The organism is Micromonospora rosaria (assembly GCF_001567585.1).
Taxonomy (GTDB): domain Bacteria; phylum Actinomycetota; class Actinomycetes; order Mycobacteriales; family Micromonosporaceae; genus Micromonospora; species Micromonospora rosaria.
Window position 1 is genome coordinate 1 of sequence record NZ_LRQV01000104.1, and the last position, 25,229, is coordinate 25,229.

General features: G+C 71.8%; 25 protein-coding genes. 13 read left to right on the plus strand and 12 right to left on the minus strand.

Annotated features, from left to right (window positions below; translation table 11 throughout):
- Positions 1-92: 92 nt before the first annotated feature.
- Complete coding sequence (locus AWW66_RS23145) at positions 93-872, minus strand: DJ-1/PfpI family protein (protein ID WP_067370317.1); 780 nt, start codon at positions 870-872, stop codon at positions 93-95.
- 383 nt (positions 873-1,255) lie between these two features.
- On the opposite strand from AWW66_RS23145, the gene AWW66_RS23155 reads away from it, so the two are divergent.
- The gene (locus AWW66_RS23155; RefSeq protein ID WP_211272074.1) at positions 1,256-2,086 is read left to right on the plus strand and encodes an SDR family oxidoreductase; all 831 of its coding nucleotides are present in this window, start codon (positions 1,256-1,258) and stop codon (positions 2,084-2,086) included.
- A gap of 59 nt (positions 2,087-2,145) precedes the next feature.
- Here AWW66_RS23155 and AWW66_RS23160 read toward each other — a convergent pair whose 3' ends face one another.
- The 3 genes from AWW66_RS23160 to AWW66_RS23170 all read right to left on the minus strand — a co-directional run bounded on the left by AWW66_RS23160 (position 2,146) and on the right by AWW66_RS23170 (position 4,597).
- Positions 2,146-2,523 carry a hypothetical protein gene (locus AWW66_RS23160; protein WP_067370325.1) on the minus strand — a complete coding sequence of 126 codons (378 nt, stop codon included), beginning with the start codon at positions 2,521-2,523 and terminating at the stop codon, positions 2,146-2,148.
- Positions 2,520-3,548: a formylglycine-generating enzyme family protein gene (locus AWW66_RS23165; RefSeq protein ID WP_083978801.1), complete on the minus strand. Its 1,029-nt coding sequence runs from the start codon at positions 3,546-3,548 to the stop codon at positions 2,520-2,522. The genes AWW66_RS23160 and AWW66_RS23165 overlap by 4 nt, the downstream gene beginning before the upstream one ends.
- A 176-nt stretch (positions 3,549-3,724) precedes the next feature.
- On the minus strand, positions 3,725-4,597 hold the full coding sequence (locus AWW66_RS23170; RefSeq protein ID WP_169807163.1) for a GntR family transcriptional regulator: 873 nt from the start codon (positions 4,595-4,597) through the stop codon (positions 3,725-3,727).
- A 176-nt stretch (positions 4,598-4,773) separates the two neighbouring features.
- On the opposite strand from AWW66_RS23170, the gene AWW66_RS23175 reads away from it, so the two are divergent.
- From AWW66_RS23175 to AWW66_RS23205, 7 genes are all read left to right on the plus strand, one after another.
- Positions 4,774-6,273, plus strand: coding sequence for an FGGY-family carbohydrate kinase (locus AWW66_RS23175; RefSeq protein WP_067370331.1), 1,500 nt, complete (start codon positions 4,774-4,776; stop codon positions 6,271-6,273).
- 47 nt (positions 6,274-6,320) lie between these two features.
- The gene (locus AWW66_RS23180; RefSeq protein ID WP_083978805.1) at positions 6,321-7,193 is read left to right on the plus strand and encodes an ABC transporter permease; all 873 of its coding nucleotides are present in this window, start codon (positions 6,321-6,323) and stop codon (positions 7,191-7,193) included.
- Positions 7,190-7,996: an ABC transporter ATP-binding protein gene (locus AWW66_RS23185; protein WP_067370334.1), complete on the plus strand. Its 807-nt coding sequence runs from the start codon at positions 7,190-7,192 to the stop codon at positions 7,994-7,996. Before AWW66_RS23180 ends, AWW66_RS23185 begins: the two co-directional genes overlap by 4 nt.
- Positions 7,993-8,994 carry an ABC transporter substrate-binding protein gene (locus AWW66_RS23190; protein ID WP_067370336.1) on the plus strand — a complete coding sequence of 334 codons (1,002 nt, stop codon included), beginning with the start codon at positions 7,993-7,995 and terminating at the stop codon, positions 8,992-8,994. The genes AWW66_RS23185 and AWW66_RS23190 overlap by 4 nt, the downstream gene beginning before the upstream one ends.
- Before the next feature lie 35 nt (positions 8,995-9,029).
- Entirely contained in the window at positions 9,030-10,586 is a 1,557-nt protein-coding gene (gene betC, locus AWW66_RS23195) for a choline-sulfatase (RefSeq protein ID WP_067370381.1), read from the plus strand.
- A gap of 153 nt (positions 10,587-10,739) precedes the next feature.
- Entirely contained in the window at positions 10,740-11,123 is a 384-nt protein-coding gene (locus AWW66_RS36095) for a YidH family protein (protein WP_067370339.1), read from the plus strand.
- A complete protein-coding gene (locus AWW66_RS23205) occupies positions 11,120-11,452 on the plus strand; it encodes a DUF202 domain-containing protein (protein WP_169807164.1) in 333 nt (110 codons plus the stop codon). The genes AWW66_RS36095 and AWW66_RS23205 overlap by 4 nt, the downstream gene beginning before the upstream one ends.
- Positions 11,453-11,532: 80 nt before the next feature.
- Here the strand turns inward: AWW66_RS23205 and AWW66_RS23210 are convergent, their stop codons facing one another.
- Positions 11,533-12,336, minus strand: coding sequence for an SDR family NAD(P)-dependent oxidoreductase (locus AWW66_RS23210; RefSeq protein ID WP_245648447.1), 804 nt, complete (start codon positions 12,334-12,336; stop codon positions 11,533-11,535).
- A 38-nt stretch (positions 12,337-12,374) separates the two neighbouring features.
- Between AWW66_RS23210 and AWW66_RS23215 the strand changes: the two genes are divergently transcribed.
- Positions 12,375-12,974, plus strand: a complete 600-nt coding sequence (locus AWW66_RS23215; protein WP_067370346.1) for a TetR/AcrR family transcriptional regulator — start codon at positions 12,375-12,377, stop codon at positions 12,972-12,974.
- Between the two features lie 59 nt (positions 12,975-13,033).
- Here the strand turns inward: AWW66_RS23215 and AWW66_RS23220 are convergent, their stop codons facing one another.
- Genes AWW66_RS23220 through AWW66_RS23235 form a run of 4 tightly spaced genes read right to left on the minus strand, consistent with a single transcriptional unit; the run spans position 13,034 to position 18,372 of the window.
- Positions 13,034-13,900 (minus strand): energy-coupling factor transporter transmembrane component T family protein, encoded by an 867-nt coding sequence (locus tag AWW66_RS23220; RefSeq protein WP_067370349.1) that lies wholly within the window; start codon positions 13,898-13,900, stop codon positions 13,034-13,036.
- Positions 13,897-15,660, minus strand: a complete 1,764-nt coding sequence (locus tag AWW66_RS23225; RefSeq protein ID WP_067370351.1) for an ABC transporter ATP-binding protein — start codon at positions 15,658-15,660, stop codon at positions 13,897-13,899. The genes AWW66_RS23220 and AWW66_RS23225 overlap by 4 nt, the downstream gene beginning before the upstream one ends.
- A 5-nt stretch (positions 15,661-15,665) precedes the next feature.
- Positions 15,666-16,613 carry a DUF8171 family membrane protein gene (locus AWW66_RS23230; protein ID WP_067370354.1) on the minus strand — a complete coding sequence of 316 codons (948 nt, stop codon included), beginning with the start codon at positions 16,611-16,613 and terminating at the stop codon, positions 15,666-15,668.
- Positions 16,614-16,653: 40 nt separating this feature from the next.
- On the minus strand, positions 16,654-18,372 hold the full coding sequence (locus tag AWW66_RS23235; RefSeq protein WP_067370358.1) for an HAD family hydrolase: 1,719 nt from the start codon (positions 18,370-18,372) through the stop codon (positions 16,654-16,656).
- Positions 18,373-18,500: 128 nt separating this feature from the next.
- Here AWW66_RS23235 and AWW66_RS23240 point away from each other — a divergent pair, with 128 nt between their 5' ends.
- From AWW66_RS23240 to AWW66_RS23250, 3 genes are all read left to right on the plus strand, one after another.
- On the plus strand, positions 18,501-19,523 hold the full coding sequence (locus AWW66_RS23240; RefSeq protein WP_281179621.1) for a LacI family DNA-binding transcriptional regulator: 1,023 nt from the start codon (positions 18,501-18,503) through the stop codon (positions 19,521-19,523).
- A 357-nt stretch (positions 19,524-19,880) separates the two neighbouring features.
- On the plus strand, positions 19,881-20,525 hold the full coding sequence (locus AWW66_RS23245; RefSeq protein ID WP_067370364.1) for a PfkB family carbohydrate kinase: 645 nt from the start codon (positions 19,881-19,883) through the stop codon (positions 20,523-20,525).
- Between the two features lie 762 nt (positions 20,526-21,287).
- Positions 21,288-22,382 (plus strand): Kelch repeat-containing protein, encoded by a 1,095-nt coding sequence (locus AWW66_RS23250; RefSeq protein ID WP_067370367.1) that lies wholly within the window; start codon positions 21,288-21,290, stop codon positions 22,380-22,382.
- Between the two features lie 53 nt (positions 22,383-22,435).
- Here the strand turns inward: AWW66_RS23250 and AWW66_RS23255 are convergent, their stop codons facing one another.
- The 3 genes from AWW66_RS23255 to AWW66_RS23265 all read right to left on the minus strand — a co-directional run bounded on the left by AWW66_RS23255 (position 22,436) and on the right by AWW66_RS23265 (position 24,438).
- Entirely contained in the window at positions 22,436-23,044 is a 609-nt protein-coding gene (locus tag AWW66_RS23255; RefSeq protein WP_083978811.1) for a TetR/AcrR family transcriptional regulator, read from the minus strand.
- Positions 23,045-23,347: 303 nt separating this feature from the next.
- A complete protein-coding gene (locus AWW66_RS23260; RefSeq protein WP_067370370.1) occupies positions 23,348-23,590 on the minus strand; it encodes a hypothetical protein in 243 nt (80 codons plus the stop codon).
- A 287-nt stretch (positions 23,591-23,877) separates the two neighbouring features.
- Positions 23,878-24,438 carry a hypothetical protein gene (locus tag AWW66_RS23265; RefSeq protein ID WP_157527763.1) on the minus strand — a complete coding sequence of 187 codons (561 nt, stop codon included), beginning with the start codon at positions 24,436-24,438 and terminating at the stop codon, positions 23,878-23,880.
- A 140-nt stretch (positions 24,439-24,578) separates the two neighbouring features.
- On the opposite strand from AWW66_RS23265, the gene AWW66_RS23270 reads away from it, so the two are divergent.
- Entirely contained in the window at positions 24,579-24,977 is a 399-nt protein-coding gene (locus AWW66_RS23270) for a VOC family protein (RefSeq protein ID WP_067370387.1), read from the plus strand.
- The last annotated feature ends 252 nt before the right edge of the window (positions 24,978-25,229 follow it).

Here is a 25,229-nt window from a genome sequence, read left to right on the forward strand (position 1 = left end):
CACGCCGAACGGTCACACCATTTCAGGCGCCACCACCGACTTCGACACACGCCCTAGCCCACCTGCGGCAACGACTTCATGTCGTGGGCGGGCTATCGGGCTGCGGCCTCCAGCAACTCCAGCGCCAACTGCTGCAACTGTGGCCCGGCCTTCTCGGGGCTGCCAGTGTCGAACGGCGGGTCTGGGTCGTATTCCACCGCGAGCTGCAACGCCTGCGCGACCCGGTCGTCGGTCAGCTTCGCAGCCAACTGCAGGGCCATGTCGATGCCTGCGGACACCCCGGCAGCGGTGATGATCTTGCCGGATTCCACGAACCGGCCCGGGGTGTAGATCGCACCGAAGGTCGACTCCAGATAGGAGCGCGATGCCCAGTACGTCGTAGCCGGCACCCTGTGCAACAAGCCGGCCGCGCCCAGGATCAGGGCGCCCGTGCACACCGAGGTGGTCCAGGTCGTGCGCTGGTGCAGGCGGCGCACCCAGTTCACCGTCTCGGCATCCTCCATCGCGGCGATGACACCCCGGTCGCCCCCGCCGGGCACCAGCAGCACGTCCGCGTGCCGTACCTGGTGCAGCGCCCGGTCCGCGACCAACCCCAACACGCCGGTATCCGTACGTACGGTCCCGGCCCGCTTCGCCACCGTGACCACCGACGCGTCTGGCACCCGGCACAACACCTCGTACGGTCCGACGGCATCCAGCGCCGTGAGACCGTCGTAGAGCAGAATCGCGATGCGCGGCCCGCGACCGCCGGACGCGGCTCCGCCGGGCGCCGCAGCGGCCGGCGGAGCCAGGCCTGCCGCGGCCAGCCCTGTGCCCACTCCGCCGGCAACGGCTGCTCGCAGGACCGCGCGCCGCCCACCATCTACGTCCATGAGCCTCGGCTCCTTCCGGAATGGTCGTCAAAGAGTGGTCGGGTCAGCATGCGATCCGGTTCCTGGACACCGGCCCCGATCCGTGGGAGGAGCACGAAGCGGGCGGACAGGCCGGTGCGTACCTCCGTGGGTACGCCGGCGTTGCGGAGCTTGGTCGTGAGCCCGGCCACGTCGCTCGTCTGGTCCCACTGCACCGTAAGCCCCCCGGCCCCCCACCTCGTCACAGCGGGTCACGACATCCAGGCTGACCTGACGGCGGCATCGAGGATCGCCGGGAGAACGGGGCGGACCGGGCGCGTCTGCTGGCGGCGTCGAGCCACACCTGGTACCCGAGGCGTCGCCTGGAGAGAATGGTGCTGCGGCGAGTGCATCCGGGAGGGTCGATGACCACGATGTCCGGCAAGGTGTGCCTGGTGACCGGCGGGACCAGCGGGATCGGCCGGGAGACGGCGGCCCGGCTGGCCGAACTGGGGGCCACCGTGGTCGTCGTCGGGCGCGACGCCGAGCGGGGGCGAGCGGCCGTTACGGCGATCCGGCACCGGGCACCCCAGGCCGAGGTGGACCTCCTGACAGCCGACATGTCGAGCCTGGCCGACGTGCGCCGACTGGCCGCCGAGGTACTGGGGAAGTACCAGCGGCTCGACGTGCTCGACAACAACGCCGGCGTGATCATGCTCAAGCGGCAGCTCACGGTTGACGGCTACGAGACCATGTTCGCCGTCAACCACCTGGCGCCGTTCCTGCTGACCAGCCTGCTGCGCGAACGGCTGGTGGACAGCGCGCCGGCCCGCGTGATCACCGTGTCGTCGCACGCGCATCGTTCGGTCACGCACATCCCGTGGGGCGACCTGGCCCGTGGCGAGCCGAGCTACCCGCTGTCGAAACTGGCGAACATCCTGTTCACCGTCGAGTTGGCCAAACGCCTGACCGGCACCGGTGTGGTCGCCAACTGCCTGCACCCGGGCCTCATCCGCACCCAGTTGGGCCGCGAGGCCCACGGCCTCACCAAACTGCTCGTCGCAGCCGCCAAACCCTTCATGGGTACCGTCCAGACCGGCGCCGCCACCCCGGTCCACCTGGCCACCGCCCCCGAGGCAGCCGAGGTCACCGGAGGCTACTTCGTCCGCGGCACGCAGACCGAGCCGAGCTCCCTGGCCCGCGACCCCGACGCCGCCGCGCGTCTATGGGCCCTCAGCGAGGAGTTGGTGGCGTAGGTCAGACCACCATCGTCGTCGGGTGACGCGCTCGGAAACACGTGAAGCCGGGTTCGTGATCACGTGCCGGTGGGAGTGTCCGGCCCTTCCGCCGCTTCGGTCTCGTCTCCGGGTGGTTGACCGTCGAGCATCGCCTGGAGCTGAGTGAGGGTGGCCGTCGCGACGTGGAGGCTTCCGGTGAAGGCACCTGGCTCGGCGGCGGCGAGGCCGCGGAGCAGGGCTGTGCCTTCGACGGTGGCGGCGAGGGCCGGCTCGGAGGGTTCGTCGACCAGGATCGCCACGGCACCGACGTTGCACAGCGACATGGCAAGGCTGGGCAGGTAGGCATCCTGGTTGCCGGCGGCCAACTCCCGGTAGAGGTCGACAGCCTCCCGGCTCACCCTCCACGCCTCCACCAACCGACCCAACTCGCCCAGTGCGGCCGCCAGGTTGGTCACCGACGCGGCGAGGTGGGGCAGCCGCGGGGCGGCTCGGCGTCCAGCGCGCAGCGGAAGCCGGTGTGGCCGGTGCTGCTGTCGGGGGTGTTGGAGGTGCGGGCGGCGACCCGGTAGCGGTTGCAGTACGACTCGTGGCAGAGGTAGCTGCCGCCGCGCACCACCCGGGCCTGGCCGGTGGCGGGGCCCCGGGGGTCGGTACGGGTGTCGGGGCGGTCCTCGGCGTGCCAGGTGGTGCTCCACCAGTCCGCGCACCACTCCCAGACGTTGCCGCTGGTGTTGTACAGGCCGTAGCCGTTGGGCCGGTAGGACTTGACGGGGGCGGGGCCGACGTGGCCGTCCTCGCGGGTGTTGTGGGTGGGGAAGGTTCCCTGCCAGATGTTGCACCGGTGCTGCCCCCGAGGGGTGAGCTCGTTCCCCCAGGGGTAGGTCGCCTGGTCGAGGCCGCCACGGGCGGCGTTCTCCCACTCGGCCTCGGTGGGGAGCCGCTTGCCGATCCAGGTGGCGTAGGCGGTGGCGTCGTTCCAGGAGACGTGGGTGACCGGGTGGTTCTGCCGGCTGGTGAGGTCGGAGCCCGGACCGTCGGGGTGCCGCCAGTCGGCGCCGCGGACGGCCCGCCACCAGGGGGCGCCGGGGATCGTACCGTCCAGCACGTGCCGCTCCGCTTCGGCGGTGAGCAGCAGGTGGAACACGAACGACCAGCCGAAGCGCTCGGCGTCGGTCACGTAGCCGGTGGCCTTGACGAAGGTGGCGTACTGGGCGGTGGTGACGGCGGTGGCGTCGATCAGATAGGGCGAGAGGGTGACGGTACGGACCGGGCCTTCCCCGTCCGAGGGGAACTGGTCGGGGTCGTCGCCGCCCATCCGGAACGGCCCGCCGGGGATGGCGATCATGCGGCGGGCGGTCTCCCGCCGGTCGCGTGCCGGCACCGCGAAGGGCAGCGCGGTCGTCGGGTCCGCCGGCTCCCCCACGTCGGCGGTGGGGGGAAACCGGAGCTGGCTCGTGGAGGGTCCGCAACAGGGGTTCATGATCCATTTTCGCTGGTTGGGGTGCTGCTCAGATCCCGCGATTCACCGGCGGGCTCGGGGTACAGGTCGTCCACCGACGGCCCGTGCCGCACGCGGCCCCGCAGCCCGTGCCACCGAGAACTGTCGCCGCGTCGCCGACCACAGCCCGGGACCCCGGTCTCCGGCCGCGCCCGCCGTCAGCTGTGGACGGGTTCCCGGCGGCCGGGGACGCCGCCACCGGCGCCGTCCCCGGCGGGACGGCCCCCCGTCAGCGCGGTGAGCCCGAAGGTGCCCGCCCGGCGACTCGCGGAGAGCGCCGGATCGGCCGAGGCCGTCAGGCAGAGGACGTCGGGCCGGAAGACCAGGCGGCCGGTCGCGACGGCATGGGACCCGGTCGCGTAGAGCTGGCAGTCGATGACCAGCAGCGGCGCGCCGGGCGGGACCTCCAGTTCGGCGGCGAGCGCCTCCCCGGCCGCCTCGGCGGTGATGGTGTGGTCGCTGCGGATCAGCCGGATGTCCTCGGTCTCGCGGAGGAATGTGGTGATCCCGTCGGTCAGGGCGTTGATGCGCACCTGGTGGCCACCGATGGAGGCGGGCAGGCGGTGCTCCAGCCGGGCGGCGGCCCGGCCCTCGACCTCGTACAGCCGGACGGCGCGGTACACGGCGGCGTCGTGGTCCACGCCGAGCCGGGCGATGTCGTCGGCGTCGGCGGTCTCGCGGATGATGGTGACCGCGCGGACGGCGAAGTCGGCTCCGGCTTCGGCGAGGAAGTCGGACAGGGAGAGGATCAGGTCCACCGGGTAGGCCAGTGAACCGGCGTGGGCGGCCCGGGTGGGGGCGGTGATCAGGGTGCCCACCCGGCGACGGCGGACGATCTCGCCGGCCGCCTCCAGTCGGCTCAATGCGTCCCGCAGGGTGGTCCGGGAGGCGCCGACCAGCTCGCAGAGTCGCTGCTCGGGCGGCAGCCGGGTGATGCCGGTGCGCTGGTACTCGGTGATCAGTCCCCGCAGCGTCGCCTCCGCCTCGTCCACCCGGCTACGCCGGCCTTCCGCCTCCACCGCAGTCGCCATAAGCCCCTCCATCGGATTGGTCATACCTTATAGACCTTTCCTCCGCCTCGCAACGAGGCCGCCCTGAGCAGGGCATCTCCACCCTTGACAGCCTTTCGACATTGGTCATATCTTACCGCTCAATTGATCGGACTTAACAGCGCTGAAACCTGTCGGCGCAGGTGGGAGACCGTGGGATGGCGGAGGCCCTGCTCGGCATCGACATCGGTACGTCGGGAGCCAAGGCCGTCCTGACCCGTCCCGACGGCACCGTGCTCGCCACCGCCACCCGGTCCCACCGCCCCACCCTCCCCCGCCCCGGCTGGGTCGAGCACGACCCCGAGCGGGACTGGTGGGGCTCGGTGGTCGAGCTGTCCCGCCGCCTGCTCGCCGAACGACCCGAACGACCGGCGGCGGTCTGCGTCAGCGGAATCGGGCCGTGCGTCCTACCCACCGACGAGCGGTACCGGCCGCTGCGTCCGGCGATCCTCTACGGAGTGGACACCCGGGCGGTCGCCGAGGCCCGGGACCTGACCGACCGCCTCGGCGCCGAAGCCGTCCTGCACCGCGGCGGGTCACTGCTGACCAGCCAGGCCGCCGGCCCCAAACTGTCGTGGCTGCGCCGGCACGAACCCGAGGTCTGGGGCCGCACCCGGCGGTTCCTGATGGCCAGTTCCCTCGCCGTGGCCCGGCTCACCGGCGAGTACGTCCTCGACCACCACTCCGCGAGCCAGTGCCAGCCGCTGTACGACCTCACCGCCGGCCGGTGGTACGAGCCGTGGTGCGACCTGGTGGCACCCGGGCTCCCGCTGCCCCGGCTGGTCTGGCCCGGCGAGACGGTCGGCACCGTCGACGCCCGGGCCCACGCCGAGACCGGCATCCCGGTGGGCACCCCCGTCGCGGCGGGCACCGTCGACGCCTGGGCCGAGGCCCTCAGCGTCGGGGTCCGCGCGCCCGGCGACACCATGCTCATGTACGGCACCACGATGTTCCTCGTCCAGATGCTCGACCGACCGGTCACCGACGCCCGGCTCTGGGCCACCCGGGGGGTCACCCCGGGCAGCACCAGCCTGGCCGGGGGCACGGCCACCTCGGGCGCGGTCACCGACTGGTGGCGGCGGATCACCGGCGAGCAGGGGTTCGACCGGCTCTCGGCGGAGGCAGCCGCCGTCCCGGCCGGAGCCGACGGCCTGGTCACGCTCCCCTACTTCGCGGGAGAACGCACCCCCCTGTTCGATCCCGACGCCCGGGGTCTCCTGCTCGGCCTCACCCTGCGACACGACCGGGGACACCTCTACCGCTCGGCCCTGGAGGCGACCGGGTACGCCGTCCGGCACCACCTCGACACCTTCGCCGAGGCCGGGGCCGTACCCCGCCGCCTGGTCGCGGTCGGCGGCGGGGTACGGGGCGGGCTCTGGACCCAGATCGTCTCGGACATCACCGGCCAGCCGCAGGAGCTGCCGCAGCAGACCATCGGCGCCTGCTACGGAGACGCCCGCCTCGCCGGCGAGGCGATCGGGGTCGTCGACCCGGACACGACCTGGGCCCGGACCGGGACCGTCATCACCCCCCGCGCCGAGCACGCCCACACCTACCAGGAGCTGTACCGCATCTACCGGGCCGCGTACCCGGCCACCCGGGGCCTCGCCCACGACCTGGCCGCCCTACAGCTCACCGACGGCACCGGCCCCCTCTGAGGCCGTCCTGCCGCGTTCCCTTCCCCGCTGGTGACTCAGGAGAGAACATGCCCGATGTCGTCTTCGCGTCCGGCCGGCAGCGGCCGGACACCGGACCTCCGGCCGCCCCGGCGGGTGCCGGGGCCGCACCACCACCACGCCGGGCGGCCCGTCGTGTCCTGCACCGGCTGCGCGGCGCGCTCCTCGGCCTGTCCGGCTTCTGCGGGCTCATCCTGGTCTGGCAGCTCACCGCCATGGCCGAGATCGTCGGCAACGGCCTGCTGCCTACCCCGTTCGAGGTGTTCGAGGTCATCTGGACCGGCCTGGGCAACGGACTCGCCACCGACGTGCTGATCAGCAGCCGCCGGGTGGTCCTCTGGGTCTCGGTCGGCATCGCCGCCGCCGTACCGGTGGGTTTCCTGCTCGGCTGGTTCCCCACCGTCCGCGCGGCGCTGAACCCGCTGGTCAACTTCTTCCGGGCGCTCCCCCCGATCGCCCTGGTCCCGCTGGTGATCGTCTACTTCGGTATCGGGGAACTGGCCCGGGGCATCATCCTGATGTACGCCGCCTTCTTCGCCACCGTGGTCATCGTCTTCGAGGGCGTCGCCGGCATCGAGGACAAGTACGTGCGCGCCGCCCAGACCCTCGGCGCGACCCGCCTGGAGGTCCTGGCCCGGGTGGTGCTGCCCTTCTCCGTGCCGCACATCCTCACCGCGGCCCGGGTCTCCCTCGGCATCGGCTGGGCGTCCCTGGTCGCCGCCGAACTGGTCGCCGCCCAGGACGGTCTCGGCGCGGTGATCCAGAACGCCGGCAACTTCCTCGACATCCCCCGGGTCTACGCCGGGATCATCCTGATCGGCTTCTGCGCGCTGGTGATGGACGCCGTCCTGCGTCTGCTCTCCGCCCGGCTGGTCACCTGGCAGGACAGGGGCAACCGATGACGACAGCGGTCAACACCGGCGGACTGACCCTCGACGGGGTCGGCAAGCGGTTCGGACGGGGCACGGCCGCGGTGACCGTGCTCGACGACGTCGCCTTCGACGTGCCCGAAGGGGAGTTCGTGGCCGTCGTCGGCCCCAGCGGATCGGGCAAGACCACCCTGCTCAACACCGTGGCCGGGTTCGTCGACCCGGACGTCGGGCAGATCCTCGTCAACGGCACACCGGTCACCGGGCCGGGTCCGTCACGGTGCGTGGTCTTCCAGGAGTACGCGATCTTCCCGTGGCTGACCGTGCGTCGCAACATCGAGTTCGGGATGCGGCTGCGAGCCCGGCGCCGGCCCGCCGCCGAGCGCCGGCGGATCGCCGACCGGTACCTGGACCTGATGGGCCTGACCGCCTTCGCCGACGCCCTCCCCAAGACCCTCTCCGGCGGCATGCGCCAACGCGTCGCCCTCGCCCGGGCCTACGCGGTGGACCCGGAGATCCTGCTCATGGACGAGCCCTTCGCGGCGCTGGACGCGCAGACCCGCGAGACCATGCAGGAAGCGCTCCTGGAGATCAACCAGAAGGAGCGCCGGACCGTCCTGTTCGTCACCCACCAGGTGGAAGAGGCGATCTTCCTCGCCGACCGGGTCGTGGTGATGTCCGCCCGACCCGCCCGGGTGCAGGAGATCGTGCCGGTGCCCTGGCGGGGCCCCCGCCACCACGAGCTGAAGACCACCCCCGAATTCATCGAGCTCCGCCGGCGCATCGAGGCGATGCTGCGCGGCGGCCACCCCACCCCCGAAGGACAGACAGCATGACCAGACGAATCCTCGCCGCGGTGACCGGCCTCGTCCTCGCCCTCACCGTCGCCGCCTGCGGCTCCGACGACGACGCCGCCGGGGACACCCGGACCGTCAAGGTCGGCTACATCGCGGGCCCCGCACCGGGCATGCACCTTCTGCTGGCCAAGGAACGCGGCTACTTCACCGAGCAGGGCCTCGAGGTCGAGACGATCCCCTTCCAGACCGGCATCTCGCTGTCCAACGCCCTGACCGGCGGGAGCATCGACGTCGGCGTGATGGGTGCCGTGATCGCCAACTTCCCCGCCCGCGGTCAGGGCAAGGTCTTCCTGCTCAACAACCTGGAGGCCAACATCCAGCAGATCTGGGCCGCCCCCGGCAGCGGGATCAGCTCGATCGCCGACCTGCGGGGCAAGCGGGTGGCCACCACCACCGGCACCGCCGCCCACCTGCTCCTGCACGTCGCTCTGGCCGAGAACGGGATGACCACAAAGGACGTCGACCTGGTCAACCTCGACATGCCGGCGGTGGCCAACACGTTCGTCACCGGAGGCGTGCCGGCCGCCGCGCTCTGGGCGCCCTTCGACAACCAGATCAAGGAGAAGCTGCCCGAGGCGACCATGATCGGCACCGCCGAGCAGTTCCAGCCGAAGTCCGCCATCGCCGGCGGCTGGGTGGCGAACAACCGCTTCCACGCCGAGCACCGCGACACCCTCGTCCAGCTCACCAGGGCCTGGCTGAAGGCCAACGACGACATCGTCAACGACCAGCCCGCCGCGCTGGCCGCAGGGTGCCCGAGCCTGGCGGAGTTCATGACCGCCGAGGTGTGCGCCCAGATCTACCAGCAGGCCCGCAGCTACCCGAACAGCGAGTGGTCGACCCTCTACGCCGACGGCACGGTGGCCGGCTGGATCGGCCAGATGGAGCAGGTCTTCGTGGACATCGGCGCGCTGCCGACCTTCGTGGAGCCCACCCAGTTCCTCGACACCTCCATCTTCACCGACGCGACCGCGTGACCCGTCCCGCCCCCACCACCGTCGAGGGAGACCGCGTGACCCCGCCCGGCAGCCGGCCCAACATCCTCCTGCTCATGGCAGACCAGCTCAGCGCCTTCGGCACCGGTCCGTACGGCAACACGGACGTCCTGACCCCGAATCTCGACGACCTCGCCGCCCGCGGCACGGTCCTGTCCCACGCGTACTGCAACGCGCCGCTGTGCGTACCGTCGCGGGCCGCGCTGATGACCGGCCGGCTGCCCAGCGACGTCCCCTCCAACGACAACGCCGAGGAGTTCCCCACCTCGGTGCCGACCTTCGCGCACACGCTGCGTCGGGCCGGCTATCGCACCATCCTCGCCGGGAAGATGCACTTCGTCGGTCCGGACCAGTTGCACGGCTTCGAGGAGCGGCTGACCACCGACATCTTTCCGCCGGACCTGACCTGGACCCGCCCCTGGGAGGAGCAGGGCGACCCACCCCGGCTCTCCGGCGCGCAGCAGAACGGCGGCCGGGAGTACCTGGACATCCTGCGGTCGTCCGGGACGCTGCCGTGGACCTACCAGATGCACTACGACGAGGAGGTCCGCTTCGCCGCGCTGCAGCGGCTGCGGGAGCTCTCCCTCGCCACCGACGACCGGGCCGACGAGCCGTGGCTCATGGTCGCCTCGTTCACCCAGCCCCACGACCCGTACGTGGCCCCGCCGGAGTACTGGAACCGGTACGAGGGACGCCCGATCGCGCTGCCCGAACCGCCCCCCACGGACGTGCCGCCGCACCCGCTGGACGTCTGGGTCAACTCCTACCACGGGGTGGACCGGGGCACCGTCACCGACGAGACCACGTACCTGGCCCGACGCGGCTACTACGCGATGACCAGCTACATCGACGACGTCGTCGGCAGCTTCATGAGCGAGCTGGAGCGCTTCGGTGTCCTCGACAACACGGTGGTGGTGTTCACCAGCGACCACGGCGACCAGCTCGGCGAGCACGGGATGTACTTCAAACGGACGATGCGGGAGTGGTCGGTGCGGGTACCGCTGATCATGGCTGGCCCCGGCGTGGCGGCCGGGCACCGGGTGCGGACCCCGGTGTCCCTGGTCGACCTGCATCCCACCCTGGCCGACCTCGCCGGGGCCCGGCCACCGGAGTGGGTCAGCGACCACTTCGCCGGCACCAGCCTGGCCGCCGCGGTGCGGGAACGCTCCGAGGTGGTCGCCGGGCATCCCGGAGTGGTCATCGAGAACTCCGCCGAAGGGACGCTGCGCCCGGTCCGGGCGGTGGTCCGCGACCACCACAAGCTCGTCTACGCCCGCGACCTGCCCGACCAGCTCTACGACCTGCGCGCCGACCCGCAGGAGCTGACCAACCTGGCCGAGGAGCAGGGGCACGACGAGGTGCGGCTCCGGCTGCGGGAACGGGCCCTCACCGGATGGGACCCTGAGCTGGCCGAGAAGGAGATGGTGGCCAGCCAACGGATGCGGACGTACCTGGGTGAGGCGTTGCGGCACGGCCGGCACACCTCGTGGGCGTACGAACCCAGGGTCGACGCCGCCCACCGGTGGATCCGCAGCACCGACGACGACCCGTGGGATCCGTTGTGCGGTTTCTGACCCGGTGCCGGTGGGCCGCACACCGCCCACCGGCCCGGCAGGACCAGCGGGCGGCACGCCGGCCCGTCGGCCGGGGACGGGACCAGCGGCACGCCGGAGGCCGGGATGACCGGTGGTGCTGAACGACGACCCGCCGGGCCACGACGGAGAGCCATGTCGACGACCGGATCGGGCCTGCGGGACCGGCGACGGTTCCCCCGGCGGGTCTACGGCCACGGGACCGAACCCGATCCGAGGTTCAGCCTCGCCAACGAACGCACGTTCCTGGCCTGGATCCGCACCTCCCTGGCGCTCGTCGCCGCCGGTGTCGCGCTCACCGCGATCCAGGTGCCCGTCTCGGCGCCCTTCCGCTTCGCCGCCGCGCTGCTGCTCGCACTCCTCGGCGTGGCCGCGGCCTGCCAGGGGTGGATCGGGTGGATGCGGACCGAGCGGGCGCTGCGGGAGCATCGGGCGCTCGCCGGGCCGTCGCTGGGCGTGCTGCTCGCCGCGGGCGTGGTGACCACGACCGTGCTCGTGGCGGCGGGCGTGGTGTGGTGAGCCCCAGCGCGCCCTTCGACACCGGGCTCCAGGCCGAGCGAACCCTGCTGGCCTGGCGCCGGACCTGCCTCTCCCTCGCGCTGGGAGGCGCCGTCGCGACCCGGGTCACGGTCGACCGTCTCGGTGCGGTCGCGGTCCTGGCCGGCCTGCTCGCCCTGACCCTGGCGGTCGGCGCCTGGGTCACCGCCACGGTGCGCTACCGGCGCGCCCACCACGCACTCACCGCGGAGCGGTCCCACCTCGGTCTCGGCGGAGCGACCATGGCGGCCACCACCGGTTCCGCCGTCCTGCTGGCCCTGCTCTCGGTGGCTCTCCTGGTCACGGCCTGATCTCTCTCCGGAGACCGGTGACGGACGGGCACCATGTGGCGTGACGACCCCCGGTCGTCACGCCACGCGGCCCCTGGTCCTCAGATCTGGTTCTCGCCGCCGTCGACGTACAGGTTGGCGCCGAGCATGAAACTGCTGTCAGCGGAGGCGAGGAAGGCCACGGCGGCCGCGACCTCGTCGGTGCGCCCCATCCGTCCGATGGCGATCCGGGCCGCCTCGTTGGCCTTGAACGCCACCGCGTTCTCCTCACCCACGAGTTCGGTGATGCCGGACGTGTCGATCGGCCCGGGTGAGATGGCGTTCACCCGGATGCCGCGCGGCCTGAGCTCGTTCGCCCAGGCGCGCGTGAAGGTCCGCAGGGCCGCCTTCGACGCCGCGTAGGCGCCGAAGCCGGCGGTGCCGCGATCGGCGGCGGTGGAGGCGTTGATGATCACCGAAGCGCCGTCGTTCAGGATCGGAAGCGCCTTCTGCACCGTGAAGACGGTGCCCTTGACGTTGACGCCGAAGATCTGGTCGATGTCCTGCTCGGTGATCGTCTCGATGGTCGCGAACGAGGCGGTGGCCGCGTTGGCGAACAGCACGTCCAGTCCCTGACCGCGAGCCGCGATTGTCTCGTAGAGCCGGTCCAGGTCGTCGGGGTTCGTGATGTCGCCCGGTACCGCGGTCACGCCCGGGCCGATGGCCCGCACGGCCTCGTCCAGCTCGGCCTCGCGCCGGCCGGTGATGAACACGTGCGCGCCCTCGGCCACCAGCCGGTCGGCGGTGGCCCGGCCGATCCCCCGCGTGCCGCCGCCGGTGACGACGGCGGTCTTGCCTTCCAGCCTACGCATCGCTGACCTCCCACAAATTTCGGCACCGATCGGTGCCGAATGCGACGGTAGCACTTCGGCACCGATCGGTGCACAAGAGGTACGATGGGGAGGTGGAGAAGGCGCAGCTGGGTCGGCCGCGGGCGTTCGACGCCGAGGCGGCGCTACAGAAGGCGATGACGGTCTTCTGGGAGCAGGGCTACGAGGGGGCCAGCCTCGTCGCCCTGACCGAGGCCATGGGCATCTCCCGCAAGAGCATGTACGCGGCCTTCGGCAACAAGGAACAGCTCTTCCACAAGGCACTGCAACGCTACGAGGAAGGCCCCGGCTCCTACGTCCTCCAGGCGCTGCGGGCACCCACCGCCCGCGAGGTCGCCACGACGTTCCTCACCGGCTCGGTCCAGGCCAACACCCGGCCCGGCTGCCCCGCCGGCTGCCTCGGCGTGCAGGGCGCGCTGGTCGTCGGCGAGACCGGGCAGGCCGCCCGGGACACCCTGGCCGCCTGGCGCGCCCGGGGCCAGATGCACCTGCGCGACCGGTTCCACCGCGCCGTCGAGGAGGGCGACCTGCCGGCCGACGCCGATCCGGACCTGATCGCCCGTTTCGTCATGACGATCGCGAACGGCATGGCCGTCCAGGCGGCGGGCGGCGCGACCCGCGAAGATCTGCAGCGGGTGGCCGACGCCGCCCTACGACACTGGCCACCAGCCTGAGAAGGGCGAGCGCCGGTCGGACAGCCCGGCCCCGCTCCCCTGCGGCCGAGGGTGCTCGATCACCGGTGCGGTGCCAGGGCGGCGCCGGCCCAGAAGGCGACCACGACGACCGCGAGGGTCGCGACGAGAAGCAGGCCGTCGGCCCAGGTGAACCTCAGAGCGGCGAGCCGCAGCCGACGACCTGCGGGGTTGGCGCCGCCGGTGAGCGTGAAGCCACGGGTTTCGAGAGCCTCGACGGTGGTCCGGGTGCGCTTGGCGGTGTTGAGGAACAGCGGGTAGAAGGACTGCACGGCGACGGCGCCGATCCGGCGCATGGTTCGCCAGCCGAGCAGACCGTGCCCCGCTGGTGGGGCGCCCCGCAGCCGGTGCCCGTCGATGATGGTCTGCAGCTCGTCGATCAGGAGCGGGATCATCCGGTAGGCGTAGGAGACCCCGAACCCGATGACCGCCGGCGCCCGCAGCGCGGCCAGGCCGTCGGAGAGCTTCTCCGGGTCGAGCGAGACGAACGCGGCCATGCTCGCGAGCGAGATGATGGCGAGTTTCAGGGACACCTCCACCAGGCCCTCGATGGCGCTGGTGTTGCCACCGAAGACGAAGACCATCACGCCGAGGTAGGCGACCTGACCGAGCAGCCCGAACAGGAACAGGCCCAGCAGCAGCGGCCCGATGCGGGCGGCGAGGGCGCTGCCGAGCGCGACGACGCCCAGGATGACCAGGGTCGGCTCGGAGTAGGTGAGCCAGGGGCCCACCGCGAGCAGCACATACCAGCCGAGGACCGCCCGTGGGTCCCGGCGGGCGAGGAAGCCGCCGCGGGTCGCGTAGGCGACCCGCATCAGCTCGACCTTCACCCACTCCACCGAGGCGCGGTCGCGGCCCTTGCGTTTGCGGTCCCGTTCGGTCGTGGCGTCGGCTACGGCGGCGGTCATGGGGTGTCCTTGCTGGTGGGGCGGAGCCGGTCGACGAGTTCGGGCACGCTGAGGGGTACGGGTGACAGGCCGAGGGCGTCGCCGAGCTGGGCGACCTGGGGTGGGACCAGGCGGGCCCGCCGGAGGGTCTGCGGGTCGGCGAAGAGGGTGGCGGGGTCGGTGTCGGCGATGATCGTGCCCTGGTCCAGCACGACGACCCGGTCGGCCCACTCGGCCACCAGGTGCATGTCGTGGGTGGCCACGACGGTGCAGCGGATCTGTCCCGACAGCGCCGTGAGCAGGCCGATGACGTCGTCGCGGGAGCGCAGGTCGAGGGAGGACGTCGGCTCGTCGAGCAGGAGCAGCCGTGGTCGCATGGCCAGGGCGACCGCGAGGGTGGCGCGGCGCTGCTGGCCGCCGGAGAGCATCCGGCCGTCACGATCCTGCAGGTCGGTGAGGTTCATCCGGGCCAGGACCTGGTCGACGATGTCCTCCGTGTCGGGTAGCTGGCGACCGGCCGGGAACATGGCGACGTCGCCTCGGATGCTGTCCTGGAGGAACATCTCCTCGGGGCGCTGCACCAGGTAGCAGACGCTGGTGGCGAGTTCGGCAGCGGTCATCGACCGCGTGTCGTGACCGTCGACGACGACGCGGCCCGCCGACGGCACGGCCAGCCCGGCCAGCACCGAGAGCAGGGTCGACTTGCCGGCCCCGTTCGTCCCGACCAGCGCGACCCGCTCACCGTCGTACAGTCGCAGCGACAGCCCGTCGATGACCGTGGAGCGGCCCCCGCCGACCGCGATGTAGCCGTGGGTCACCGCATCGAGCTCGGCGACCAGGTCCCGGGTATGGCGCGCGGGACGGATCGGTGGCGGTGCCACCCGGTCGGTGCGGTGTCCGCCGAGCAGCTCGGCCGCCGCCGCGACGGTCAGCGGCGCCGGCCGGTGCCCGGCGGCGACCGCAGGGACCAGGGCCCGGGTGACGGCGACGACCTGGGGCGCCGGAATGTCGGCGGCCTCAAGATCCTCGGTGCGCGACAGCGCGTCGGCCACCGGCAGGTGCCAGCGGACCGCGCCGTCGGCCATCAGCACCACCGACCTGGCGTACCGGGCGACCAGCTCGGCGTGGTGCTCGATCACGATGACGGTGATCCCGAGCTCGGTGTTGAGCCGGGTCAGGTGCTCGTAGATGGCGGTGGCCCGCTGTGGGTCGACCTCGGCGGCGGGTTCGTCGACGACCAGGATGGTCGGGGCCAGCGCCAGCGCTCCGGCCAGTGCGGTCAGGTGTTGCTGGCCGCCGGAGAGCTGCCAGGTGTAGTGCCCCGCGAGGTGTGGGATGTCCAGCGAGGCCAGGGCGGCGTCGGCGCGCTGCGCCCAGTCCGGGTGCCCGAAGTTGATCGGGGCGAACGCGACGTCGTCGCGGACCCGGGGGCGGACGAGCTGGTTGCCGAAGTCCTGGAAGACGTAGCCGACCTGGTTGGCGATCTCGCCCACGGTACGGTCGGCCGTGGGTCTGCCCTGGATGCGGACCGTCCCGGAGATGTCCCCGTTCCAGAAGTGCGGGATCAGGCCGTTGAAGGTCTTGCACAGGGTGGTCTTTCCCGATCCGTTGCCGCCGACCACGGCCACGAAGTCGCCGCTGTCGATGGTGAGGTCAACGCCCCGCAGCGACTCGGCCTCGGCTCCGGGGTAGCGGAAGCGGAGGTTGCGTATCTCGATCGCGGGCAGGCCCGTCACGGGGTCGCTCACCCGCTGGTCGTCGATGGCCGCTGGTGTGGTCATCGGGTTCAGGCCCGGTCGGAGCTGCGGCGCTCGACGGTCGTGGCAGACCTGCTGCGGAGCGCCTTGATCACGATGAAGGCCCCGAAGCCGACCGCCGCGGCGATCAGGATCGCGATCCAGAGGTAGAAGTCCCCGAACTGGTCGATGTAGTCGGGCTCGAACGCGCCGAAGGTGCCGATGCCCTCCCGGCCGACGAACTCCTCCCACTGGGCGAACATGGTGATCGCGCCGGCGACCAGGAAGACGAGCGCGCCGACGACCCAGATGTTGACGCCCCAGGGGCCCCGCATCGTCGGCGGGTTCTGCGGGTCACGCGGACGCAGGCCCATGATCGGCTCGATCTTGCCGTAGAGGCGCGGGGCGAGCCACATGGCCGGGAGCGCGCCGAAGAGGATGCCGGAGAGGATCACCGTGATGACGATGTCGGATCCCTCGATGAACAGCAGCGCGGAGAAGAGTCCGTCGGCGTCCTCCAGGGTCTCGGGGTCGATGCCGACCACGACCTTGAGGATGTCGACGGCGGCGCCGGTCAGCTTGTCGATCAGCACCATCACCACCGGGGCGACGGCCAGTTGCTTGAGGCTGCGGGGGTTCCTGACCAGCGTGCCGGCCACGAAGATCGCCAGCGCGGTCTGCAGGAACCCTTCCAGCTCGCCGAATCCGCCGAAGTCGCCGAGCAGCATGTCGGCGAAGACCAGCTCGCCCAGCGGGGCTCCCAGCGCGACCCAGAACGGGTTCAGCAGGGCGGCCAGGACCACCGCGATGAACGCGAAGTACGACACGCCGATCTGGAAGGGACCGGCTTCGAGCTCGGGGATGATCTGGCAGACGAGGTCGCCGACGCCGTACAGGGTCATCGACAGCACGAGGATCATCAGCTTCTGGGAACCGGACAGCTCGCTGCCGGCCGCGAGTCTCCCGCGAAAGTCGTTCGCGGTGTCGGGAATGGACATGTGCCGTGCCTTTCCGAGGAAGGGGGTGTGGGGGTCGGTGCTACGGACGGACGTCCACCGGCGCGCCCTCGTGGGGGGTGCGGGGGCGCAGGTGGAGGGCGTCGATCAGGTCGCCCATCTCCTCGACGACGAGGTCGGGGCGCTGGGGGGAGGTGGGGTCGGCGAGGATCGCGTCGAGCTCCGCGTCGGCGGTCCGTCCGCCGCGGACGATCACCGCGGTGCCCACGCCGCCGCCACGGGCGGAGACGACGTCGTTGGCGGGCTTGTCGCCGACGAAGACGGCCCGGGTCGGGTCGACGCCGAGCGCCCGGCAGGCGGTGACGGCGACCAGCGCGTCGGGCTTGCGGCGGCCGAGTTCGTCGGAGTAGACGCTGGCGCCGACCAGGTGACCGAGCCCGAACGTGGCGAGCTTCTCGCGCACGCCGCGTCCGCTGACGGTGTTGGAGACGATGCCGATCGGTACCCCCGCCGCGTGGGCTGCCTCGCAGAGTTCCACCACACCGGGGCGCACGGTCGAGACCGACTTGGCTCGGCCCCAGGCGATGCTCAGCGCGTGGGCTTCGGCGCGCAGCCAGGAGCGCACCCCGGTGGTCTCGCCGACGATCCGCGCCTCCACCAGGGGGCCGGCGAGGTCGACCCAGTAGGTGCGCGGGTCGATCTCGGGGACGGTGCCGTCCTCGGCCTGCGCGTGGCGGGTCTTCTTCCACCTCTTGTGCGCGGCGATCGTCTCGGCGACCACGTCCTCGGCGTCGGTGTCCGCGAGGTGCCAGCCGGCCCGGCGCAGGCCGGCGGCGAGGTGGTGGGCGAAGGCACGGCGGCCGTCGGCGTCGCTGGTGGAGGTCGAGATGACCCCGCCGTGGTCGAGCAGGAGGGCGCTCGGAAGCGTGGTCTCGTCCCGCGCGTCGGGCGCGGGCGCGGTGGTGGACGTGCCGGGCGCGGTGTCGGATGACCCGGGCGGGATGGCGAACGTGCCGGGCACGGTGGCCCGGAGCAGGGGGACCAGGCCCTCCGGTGTGTCGAAGACGGCGTCGGGCACGTCGGCGACCGGAAAGGGGACCCGGTCGGTGGAGTGGTGCCGGGTGAGCATCACCGCCGCGACCCCCGCCCGCCGGGCGCAGGTGACGTCCCGGTCGAAGGTGTCTCCGACGTACCAGGTGCGCGCGGCGGTGGTGCCGAGCGCGTTCGCCGCGAGCTCGATGATGTCCGGGTTGGGTTTACGGATGCCGACCTCGTCGGAGTAGACCTGCACGCCGAAGCGGTCGGTCAGCCCGTGGCGGTCGATCAGCATGCGGTGGGCCCGGCCGCCGTGGGCGTTGGAGACGATCCCGACGGGGACACCGAGTGCGGCGGCGAGGTCGAGCAGGTCGGGGATGCCGGGGCGGACGGTGTGCTCCGCTGTGGCCAGGGTGATCCACTCCTGGAGTTCCCCCGCTTCGCCGACGAGCACCTCGCGGGCGGGCGCGGGCAGCGGGGAGGCGTAGAAGTCGCGCCAGATCTCGCGGTGGGTCAGCTCACGCGGGTGCAGCCGGCGGCTGGAGGCGTTCTTCCAGTCGCTGATCGCTGTCCTGCCGCCTTCGAGGACCGGCACCAGCGTGTCCGGGCTGATCGTGTGGCCGGCGCGGGCAAGCAGCGCGGAGACGTGCGCGGCGAACTCGGCCACCGCCTCGGGCCGCTTGCGGGTCTGGAAGACGACACCGCCGAAGTCGAGCAGGAGGGCCTCGGGTCGGACGGTCAGGTCGGGCGTCGAAGGTGGGGTCACGATTGAGGAAGGTAGGAACGGAAGGTTGCGGGGCGGGAGGCCCGCACACGCCCCCAAGGTGAACGGCATATGAGCATCTGGAACGTTCCAGTCGAGCCGGGTGGCCGGTGGAGGGTAGAAAGGGGGACGTGAGCACCTCCCGGGAGGCGGCAGCGACCGCTCGCCGCAAGCGGCCTACCATCCTCGACATCGCCGAACGAGCGGGCGTGTCGAAGTCCCTGGTCTCCCTCGCGCTGCGCAACGACCTCGGGGTCGGGGTCCAGACACGGGAACGGATCCTCCAGGTCGCCGAGGAGATCGGCTACCGGCCGCACGTACTCGCGCGGGCACTGCGTGAGCGCCGCACCATGCGACTCGGGGTCGCGCTGACCAGCCTCGAGAACCCGTACCACACCGAGGTTTTCGCCGCCGTCGAGGACGCCGCCGACGGGGCGGGACTGTCGGTCCTACTGGCTCACGGCAAGCGGGCGGGCGGACACCTGGAGGAGCGGATCAACGCGCTGCTCGACCTCAACCTCGACGGCATCGTGGTGATCTCCTCCTGGGCCGACCCCGCGATGCTGCAGACCGTCTCCCGGCGGGCCCCCGTGGTGATGATCGGACGGTCCCTCGAGCCGGTGGACGGCATCGACTCGGTCAACAACGACGACGAGGCGGGCGCGGCGCTGGTGGTCGGACACCTGGCCGCCCGGGGCCACTCGAAGATCCTGCACCTCACCTCGTCGCTGCGGCCCGCCGGACTGGCCCGACGCCACGGCTACGAGGCCGCGATGCGGGCCCACGGGCTCGAGGCCCACATCCGGGTCCTCGCCCGCACGCGCGGCGGGGCGCTGCAACCCGACCTCGACGCCGCCCTGGCGGACGGGTACGACGCCGTCTTCGCCCGCAACGACGTCGAGGCCGCCGACGTGCTCGACCACGCATGGGACCACGGCCTCGCCGTGCCCACCGACCTGGCGGTCGTCGGATACGACGACTCGATGCTCGCCCGCCGCGCCCGCCCTCGCCTCACCAGCGTGCACCAACCCCGCCAGGCCATGGGCGCGCGCGCCGTCGAACTGCTCATCGAGCGGATCGACGGCCGACTGGAGGACCGCCACGAGGTGCTCTCCCCCCATCTCGTCGTCCGGGAGAGCGCCCCGCAGGCGTGACCCGTCAGCCGGATCGCCGGCAGGCCGACCTGCGGGACACCGCCCACGTCAGAGCCGCCCACCTCCGCAGAGGACGCCGGGCCGGTCGAGCGCGTGGAGCACCCAACCGGCCCGGCCGACGAGGTCAGCCCGCACGGCGGGCCACCAACCAACCCGCCACCCAGTTGGGCGCCGCGCCGACGCTGCTCGCGGTGGCCGGCCAGGATGACGTCGGCGACGACCTGCTGGCCCAGGCCCGCCGCGACGGCATCGACGTCAGCCGTGTCGTCCGACGCGGTGGCGTACCGACCGGGCTGATGGTCGAGGTGCTGGAACCGGGGGGGACGATGGCACCATCTTCAGCACCTTCCCGAGGCGATGCTGCTCACCGAGGCTGACATCGCGGCTGCGACCGATGCGTTCCGACAGATGGACACGGTGCTGGTGCAGTTGCAGCAACGACCTGCGGAGGCACTGGCGGCGGCACGCCGGGGCCGGGCGGCCGGGTCGCTGGTGGTGCTGGACGGTGCGCCAGCCGACGACGAACACCGGCTGCCCCTGCTCGCGGCGGCCGACGTGGTGCGGGCGGACGATCGGGAAGCGGAGTTGCTGACCAGGGTCCGCGGCGACGATCCGGACAGCGTCCGGACGGCGGCGATCGACCTGCTCGACGCAGGTCCAGCACTGCTCGCTCTCGGGCTGGGACCGCTGGGGAACCTGTTCGTCTGGCGGCATGAACGGTGGGGCTCGGGAACCCTCCTGGTACCCCTGAGCAGGGACGATGTGGTCGACACCACGGGTGCCGGGGATGCTCTCACGGCCGCGCTGACGGTGGCGCTGCTGCGTGGCGACACGACGACATCGGCGGCCCGGTACGCGGTGGCTGCCGCCGGCGCGACGGTCGGGCACCCCGGCGGCCGACCCGCTCTCACCGACGAGATCGTGCGGGCCCGGCTCGCAGACCTCACCATCGCCGGGGCGGGCGCGGCGACGGCCCCACGCGTCGGACAAGCCCGTCGATGACCTGAGCGCGCCGGTCGGCGACGAGGCTACCGACCGCACCCGCCCCCGGGAGGGGAAACAGATCCGTTTCCTGCTGTGCCCCGGGTCCACGGCGGACAGAGTCGCACGTCAGCGCGTACCGACTGGTGTCCGAACGGCACCGGGTCGCCGCCTCGCACCGGCCACACCGGAGCGACCACAGGGAACTCACAGCCGACCCAACTAGCAAAACGATACGGATCGTATTACAAATGAGGTGTCGCGGGAGATCTTCTCCCGCAGGAAGGTGAGAGGCCATGAACGGATCACCCCACGCACCTCCCCTACGGCCCTGCGACACCTGGCGCGAGCTGTCCTCGGCCCGCTCGCACGCCTGAACAGCCACATCAGCGAGCAGGCGCTGCTCGACCTCGCGTACCGAGAGCCCGCCGTAAGCCAGGGGAAGCCGGCACAACCCTCCGCCGAACGGCCTACCGGTGTCCGCCCTCGATGATCATCTCTTCACCGCAGTGGTTCGGCGGACGACACCGATGAGCGGGTCGCCCACCTGCTGCTACACCGCGACGAAACTCACGTCGACGGCACGCGCATAACCCGGGCCGGCTCCACCGCCGTCAACCACCCCGGCGCTCATCCGCGCATCGACGGGGCCACAGCCGTGGATGACTTCTCCCACCAGCCCGTACAGGTGACGGCGACGCCGTGCACCAGCACTCGGTCCTGCGCGACAAACTGCCCGACCACGCCGACGTCTGAGCTCGACAAACTCCTCGGAAGGAAACCATGACGAAGCCGGTTCCCACCACGGTCAGGGCGACGATCGCCCTGCTCCTCCTCGGCTCGCTCGGCCTCCCGCTGGCGACGCCCGTCCACGCCCACCCCGGCCACGACCACCCGGTCGGCACCCCCGCCCCAACCGCCGACCCCGTCTACGGCCGAGGCTGGAAACCCCTGAAGGACATCGCCGGCGGGCCCCGCCAGGAGCACAGCGTGGCCGCGATCGGCGCTGACGTGTACGTCATCGGAGGCATCGTCCCGGGCGCCACCGGCGGCGTGGTCACCACCGACCGGGTGGAGGTCTACGACACCCGCCGCGGCACCTGGCGCGACGCCGCCCCGCTGCCGGTGGCCATGAACCACCCGAACGTCGCGGTCGTCGGTGACCGGATCTACGTGCTCGGCGGCCTGTCCGGTGGCACCTCCTGGCAGGCGCTGCGCGACAGCTTCGTCTACGACCCACGCCGGGACCGCTGGCAGCCGCTGCCGCCGGTCCCGGCCGGCCTCGAACGCGGCAGCGCCGCCATGGGCGTGCACCTCGGCACCATCTACCTCGCCGGCGGCATGCGCACCCTCACCCCGGGACCGGGCGGGCTGCAGGACACCGTCGCCACGGTGTCGGCATACCACGCCGCCACCGGCCGGTGGACCGCACTGCCTGACCTGCCCGAGGCACGTGACCACGTCGCCGGCGCCGTCGTCGGCGGCACCCTCTACGTCCTCGGCGGCCGTGACCGTGGCCAGGTCAACGTCCGCGACACTGTCTACGCCATGGACCTGCACCCCCGTACCCGAGCCTGGACCGAGCGGGCGCCGATGCCGACGGCCCGCGGCGGCCTCGCCTTCGCCGCGGTCGGCGACCGGATCTACACCTTCGGCGGCGAGGGCAACGTCGTCGACGGCGTCAACACCGTCTTCGGCCAGACCGAGGCCTACGACACCCGTACCGACCGGTGGGAGCGCCTCGCCCCGATGCCCGTACCCCGCCACGGCACCGCAGCCGTCACCGTCGGCGACACCGTCTACATCCCCGGCGGAGGCAACCTCGGCGGCGGCGCACCCGTCGCCGTCCACGACGCCTACCGTCCCGCCCGGCGCTGACCGCCGACGTCTCGATCCCGCCGGGTGACCCGCGAAGCGGTCACCCGGCGGTGCTATGTCGAGGAGGGCGCCAGACCCCGGACGGCGTAGTCGACCAGGTCCCCGACGAACTCGTCGCTCAACGGCTGATGTCCCGCCAGCAGACGGAAGTAGACCGCGCCGTACACCAGGTCGATCGCGGTCTCGATGTCCAGATCGTCGCGGATCTGCCCGGTCCGCTGTGCTTCCCGGAACACCGCCCGTCCCACCGTCCGGCGCGCCTCCAGCCACCGGTCACGAAACGCCGCCGCCAGGTCCGGATCCGTCTGCGCCTCACCCATCAGGGCACGCACGACCCCGCCCACCTCGTGGTCGCGAAAGACCCGCACGAGCGCGGTCACCTGCACCCGCAGTTGGGTGGGAAAATCTTCATCCTCCGGGTACGGCACCAGCGGCTGCACCGCGTCCAGGAAGGCGTCCAGCGCCACCGCCCCCCGCGAGGGCCACCACCGGTAGATCGTCGCCTTACCGACTCCGGCCCGGGCGGCGATGCCCTCGATCGTGAAGCCGGCCAACCCCTTCTCCACCAGGATGCTCATCGCCGCGTTCAGGATCGAAGCGGTGGCAGCCGCATCCCGGGTCCGCCCCCGCTCACGGCGCTCTGCGGGTGCACCGTCACTCATCCCCGCAGCCTAGGCGGTGTCTCGGGGCGCGTTCGAGATGGGGTTGACGGGAGCCGGTGAGGGTACGGCGGGCTCGTCGGCGTGCCGGCCGCCCGCAGGAGACACAGCGGGCCATGCCAACGACGACAACCCGGGGGCGCATGTCCATCGCCCGGCCGCAGGTTACCGCCGGCGACCAGGTACCGGATCTGCTCGACGATCTGACGGTAGACCGGAGTGGCCGACGACGAGTCGGCGGTCAGCTCGCTCAGCGATCCACCCTGTGTCAGGCGTCCACCAGGGTGATCATGCTGGCCGCACGGGTCACCTCCCCGTCCGGCGTTCCCCGGCCGAGACGAGCACCCGGTCCACGAGGTCCTCGACGAACTGCCGGTCGGCCGGGCGGGCCTGGAGGGCCACCCGGGCGAACACCCCACCGGTGAGCAGGACCAGCGAGGGTTCGACGGCGTGCGGGGGAAGGTGGGAGCGCAGGATCGCTTCGAGCGTACGGGTCCCCTCCTCGCAGAGCTGCTGGCGCATCTCCTCGACGGCCGGATCGCTACCCACCCCTGCGTTCCACCCGCCGCCGCCGACCACTGTCGGCGACGGTGGGGCCCGCTCCACCGCAGAAGCTCAGCTCACGGCACTGCAGGCGCGGGCCACCATCGGCAAGCTGGCTCTGCGGCCGTGAACCATCTCGAACACTCGGTGGAGGGCCCGGTCTCCACCATCGCGGCTCCATGGCGCACCGGCACCGCGCTGGGTTCTGCAACCTGCGGTTCCACCCCGGCGGCCGGACACCGAGGTCGAGGGCCTGTCCCGGCGGTGGCAAGGTGGCAGCACCAACCCGTTGATCACGGGTCAGCGGTGAGGAACACGGGAGGGTAGCCCTGCTCCACGCAGAGCGGAACACCGCGATGGCGGGCCGTCAGCCGGGCCGCGTCCCGCTCCGGGTGCTCGACCTCCACCACCACGCACTCGCCGAAGCGGACGTAACGCCCATGAATGATCACGTCGCGACGCTGCCACCAGTCGACGGCGGCACCGATCTGGTCGTTCCACGCGTCCAGCCGCCACGCGGGATACGCGGCGTCGACGAATCGGACCGCCACCCGCGGCACCACCGCCCGAACCTCAGCGTCAACGCCGGCCGTGGGAACACGGTGCACCAGCAGGAACCCACCCGGCAGGTCAAGGGACACCCCGGCATACGCATCCGGCCACCGACGCGGGCCCAGTATGTCGACAATCTCGGCGGCCGTCATCAACTCCTCCTGCCCGGGCCAGTACGACTGGTCAGGCACCGGGGCCCGCGACGCGGAGGACTGCGGCAGCGCCGGGACAGCGGACGTGGCACCCTCAGCCACGACCAACACCAGGGGTACGGCCAGCAAGGCGGCCAGACGTCGTCGCACGGTCGGACTCCTCCGCTCCGGACAGGTGCCACCTACGGCGGCACGCACCAGGGACAACGACCCGACCGGACATCAGGCATCTCCCCATCCCAACCTCACCGTCCGGAACCCGGGAACCATCACGTGTGCGACAGTGGTCCATGCCGTTGAGGACACACCACCTGAGAACGTCGATCGCCGTATCCGACATACAGCAGGCGGTCGCGTTCTACGAAGGCAGACTCGGCCTCCAGCCGCTGCAGTCCGGCCCCAGCGCCACCATCACCGACGGCAGCCGCGTCTACGGCTCGGGTGGCGTACCAGCACTGAACGTGTACCAGTCGGCCACTGCCGGAAAGACGCCGGCGACACTGGCCACCTGGTACGTGGACGACATCGACCAGATCGTCGACGAACTCGTCTCATCCGGCGTCGAGTTCATCCGCTACGACCACCTCGACCACGACGCCAGAGGGATCACCGCCCGGGCCGGTGGTGGACGTATCGCGTGGTTCCAGGATCCAGACGGCAACACCTTCGCCCTCGAAACCGACGCCTGAGAAACGCCCCGCGGTCGAAGCGTCGAGCGTGCTGCCAGCACAGCGGCATGCCGGTCGTACAAGACGGTGAACTGGGACTCCCGACTCCCTGCTCCGCGTCGAGCTGCTGCTCAACCAGCATGTATGTCATACCGATCAGTCGCCTCACGTCAGACCTCTTCCACCACGCACCTGCTCTCACCCCTGTATCGCCACCCACGCCGTTTCGAGTTCACGTGGCCCCGCAGCAGCCTCCAGCACGTCAGCCGCGGC

What these genes read in the sequence shown, in the direction of transcription:
- AWW66_RS23145 (WP_067370317.1), bottom strand. Translation starts at nt 872, where the DNA reads ATGGACGTAGATGGTGGGCGGCGCGCGGTCCTGCGAGCAGCCGTTGCC.
- AWW66_RS23155 (WP_211272074.1), top strand. Translation starts at nt 1,256, where the DNA reads ATGACCACGATGTCCGGCAAGGTGTGCCTGGTGACCGGCGGGACCAGC.
- AWW66_RS23165 (WP_083978801.1), bottom strand. Translation starts at nt 3,548, where the DNA reads ATGAACCCCTGTTGCGGACCCTCCACGAGCCAGCTCCGGTTTCCCCCC.
- AWW66_RS23170 (WP_169807163.1), bottom strand. Translation starts at nt 4,597, where the DNA reads ATGGCGACTGCGGTGGAGGCGGAAGGCCGGCGTAGCCGGGTGGACGAG.
- AWW66_RS23175 (WP_067370331.1), top strand. Translation starts at nt 4,774, where the DNA reads ATGGCGGAGGCCCTGCTCGGCATCGACATCGGTACGTCGGGAGCCAAG.
- AWW66_RS23180 (WP_083978805.1), top strand. Translation starts at nt 6,321, where the DNA reads ATGCCCGATGTCGTCTTCGCGTCCGGCCGGCAGCGGCCGGACACCGGA.
- AWW66_RS23185 (WP_067370334.1), top strand. Translation starts at nt 7,190, where the DNA reads ATGACGACAGCGGTCAACACCGGCGGACTGACCCTCGACGGGGTCGGC.
- AWW66_RS23190 (WP_067370336.1), top strand. Translation starts at nt 7,993, where the DNA reads ATGACCAGACGAATCCTCGCCGCGGTGACCGGCCTCGTCCTCGCCCTC.
- AWW66_RS36095 (WP_067370339.1), top strand. Translation starts at nt 10,740, where the DNA reads ATGTCGACGACCGGATCGGGCCTGCGGGACCGGCGACGGTTCCCCCGG.
- AWW66_RS23220 (WP_067370349.1), bottom strand. Translation starts at nt 13,900, where the DNA reads ATGACCGCCGCCGTAGCCGACGCCACGACCGAACGGGACCGCAAACGC.
- AWW66_RS23225 (WP_067370351.1), bottom strand. Translation starts at nt 15,660, where the DNA reads ATGACCACACCAGCGGCCATCGACGACCAGCGGGTGAGCGACCCCGTG.
- AWW66_RS23230 (WP_067370354.1), bottom strand. Translation starts at nt 16,613, where the DNA reads ATGTCCATTCCCGACACCGCGAACGACTTTCGCGGGAGACTCGCGGCC.
- AWW66_RS23245 (WP_067370364.1), top strand. Translation starts at nt 19,881, where the DNA reads ATGCTGCTCACCGAGGCTGACATCGCGGCTGCGACCGATGCGTTCCGA.
- AWW66_RS23250 (WP_067370367.1), top strand. Translation starts at nt 21,288, where the DNA reads ATGACGAAGCCGGTTCCCACCACGGTCAGGGCGACGATCGCCCTGCTC.
- AWW66_RS23255 (WP_083978811.1), bottom strand. Translation starts at nt 23,044, where the DNA reads ATGAGTGACGGTGCACCCGCAGAGCGCCGTGAGCGGGGGCGGACCCGG.
- AWW66_RS23270 (WP_067370387.1), top strand. Translation starts at nt 24,579, where the DNA reads ATGCCGTTGAGGACACACCACCTGAGAACGTCGATCGCCGTATCCGAC.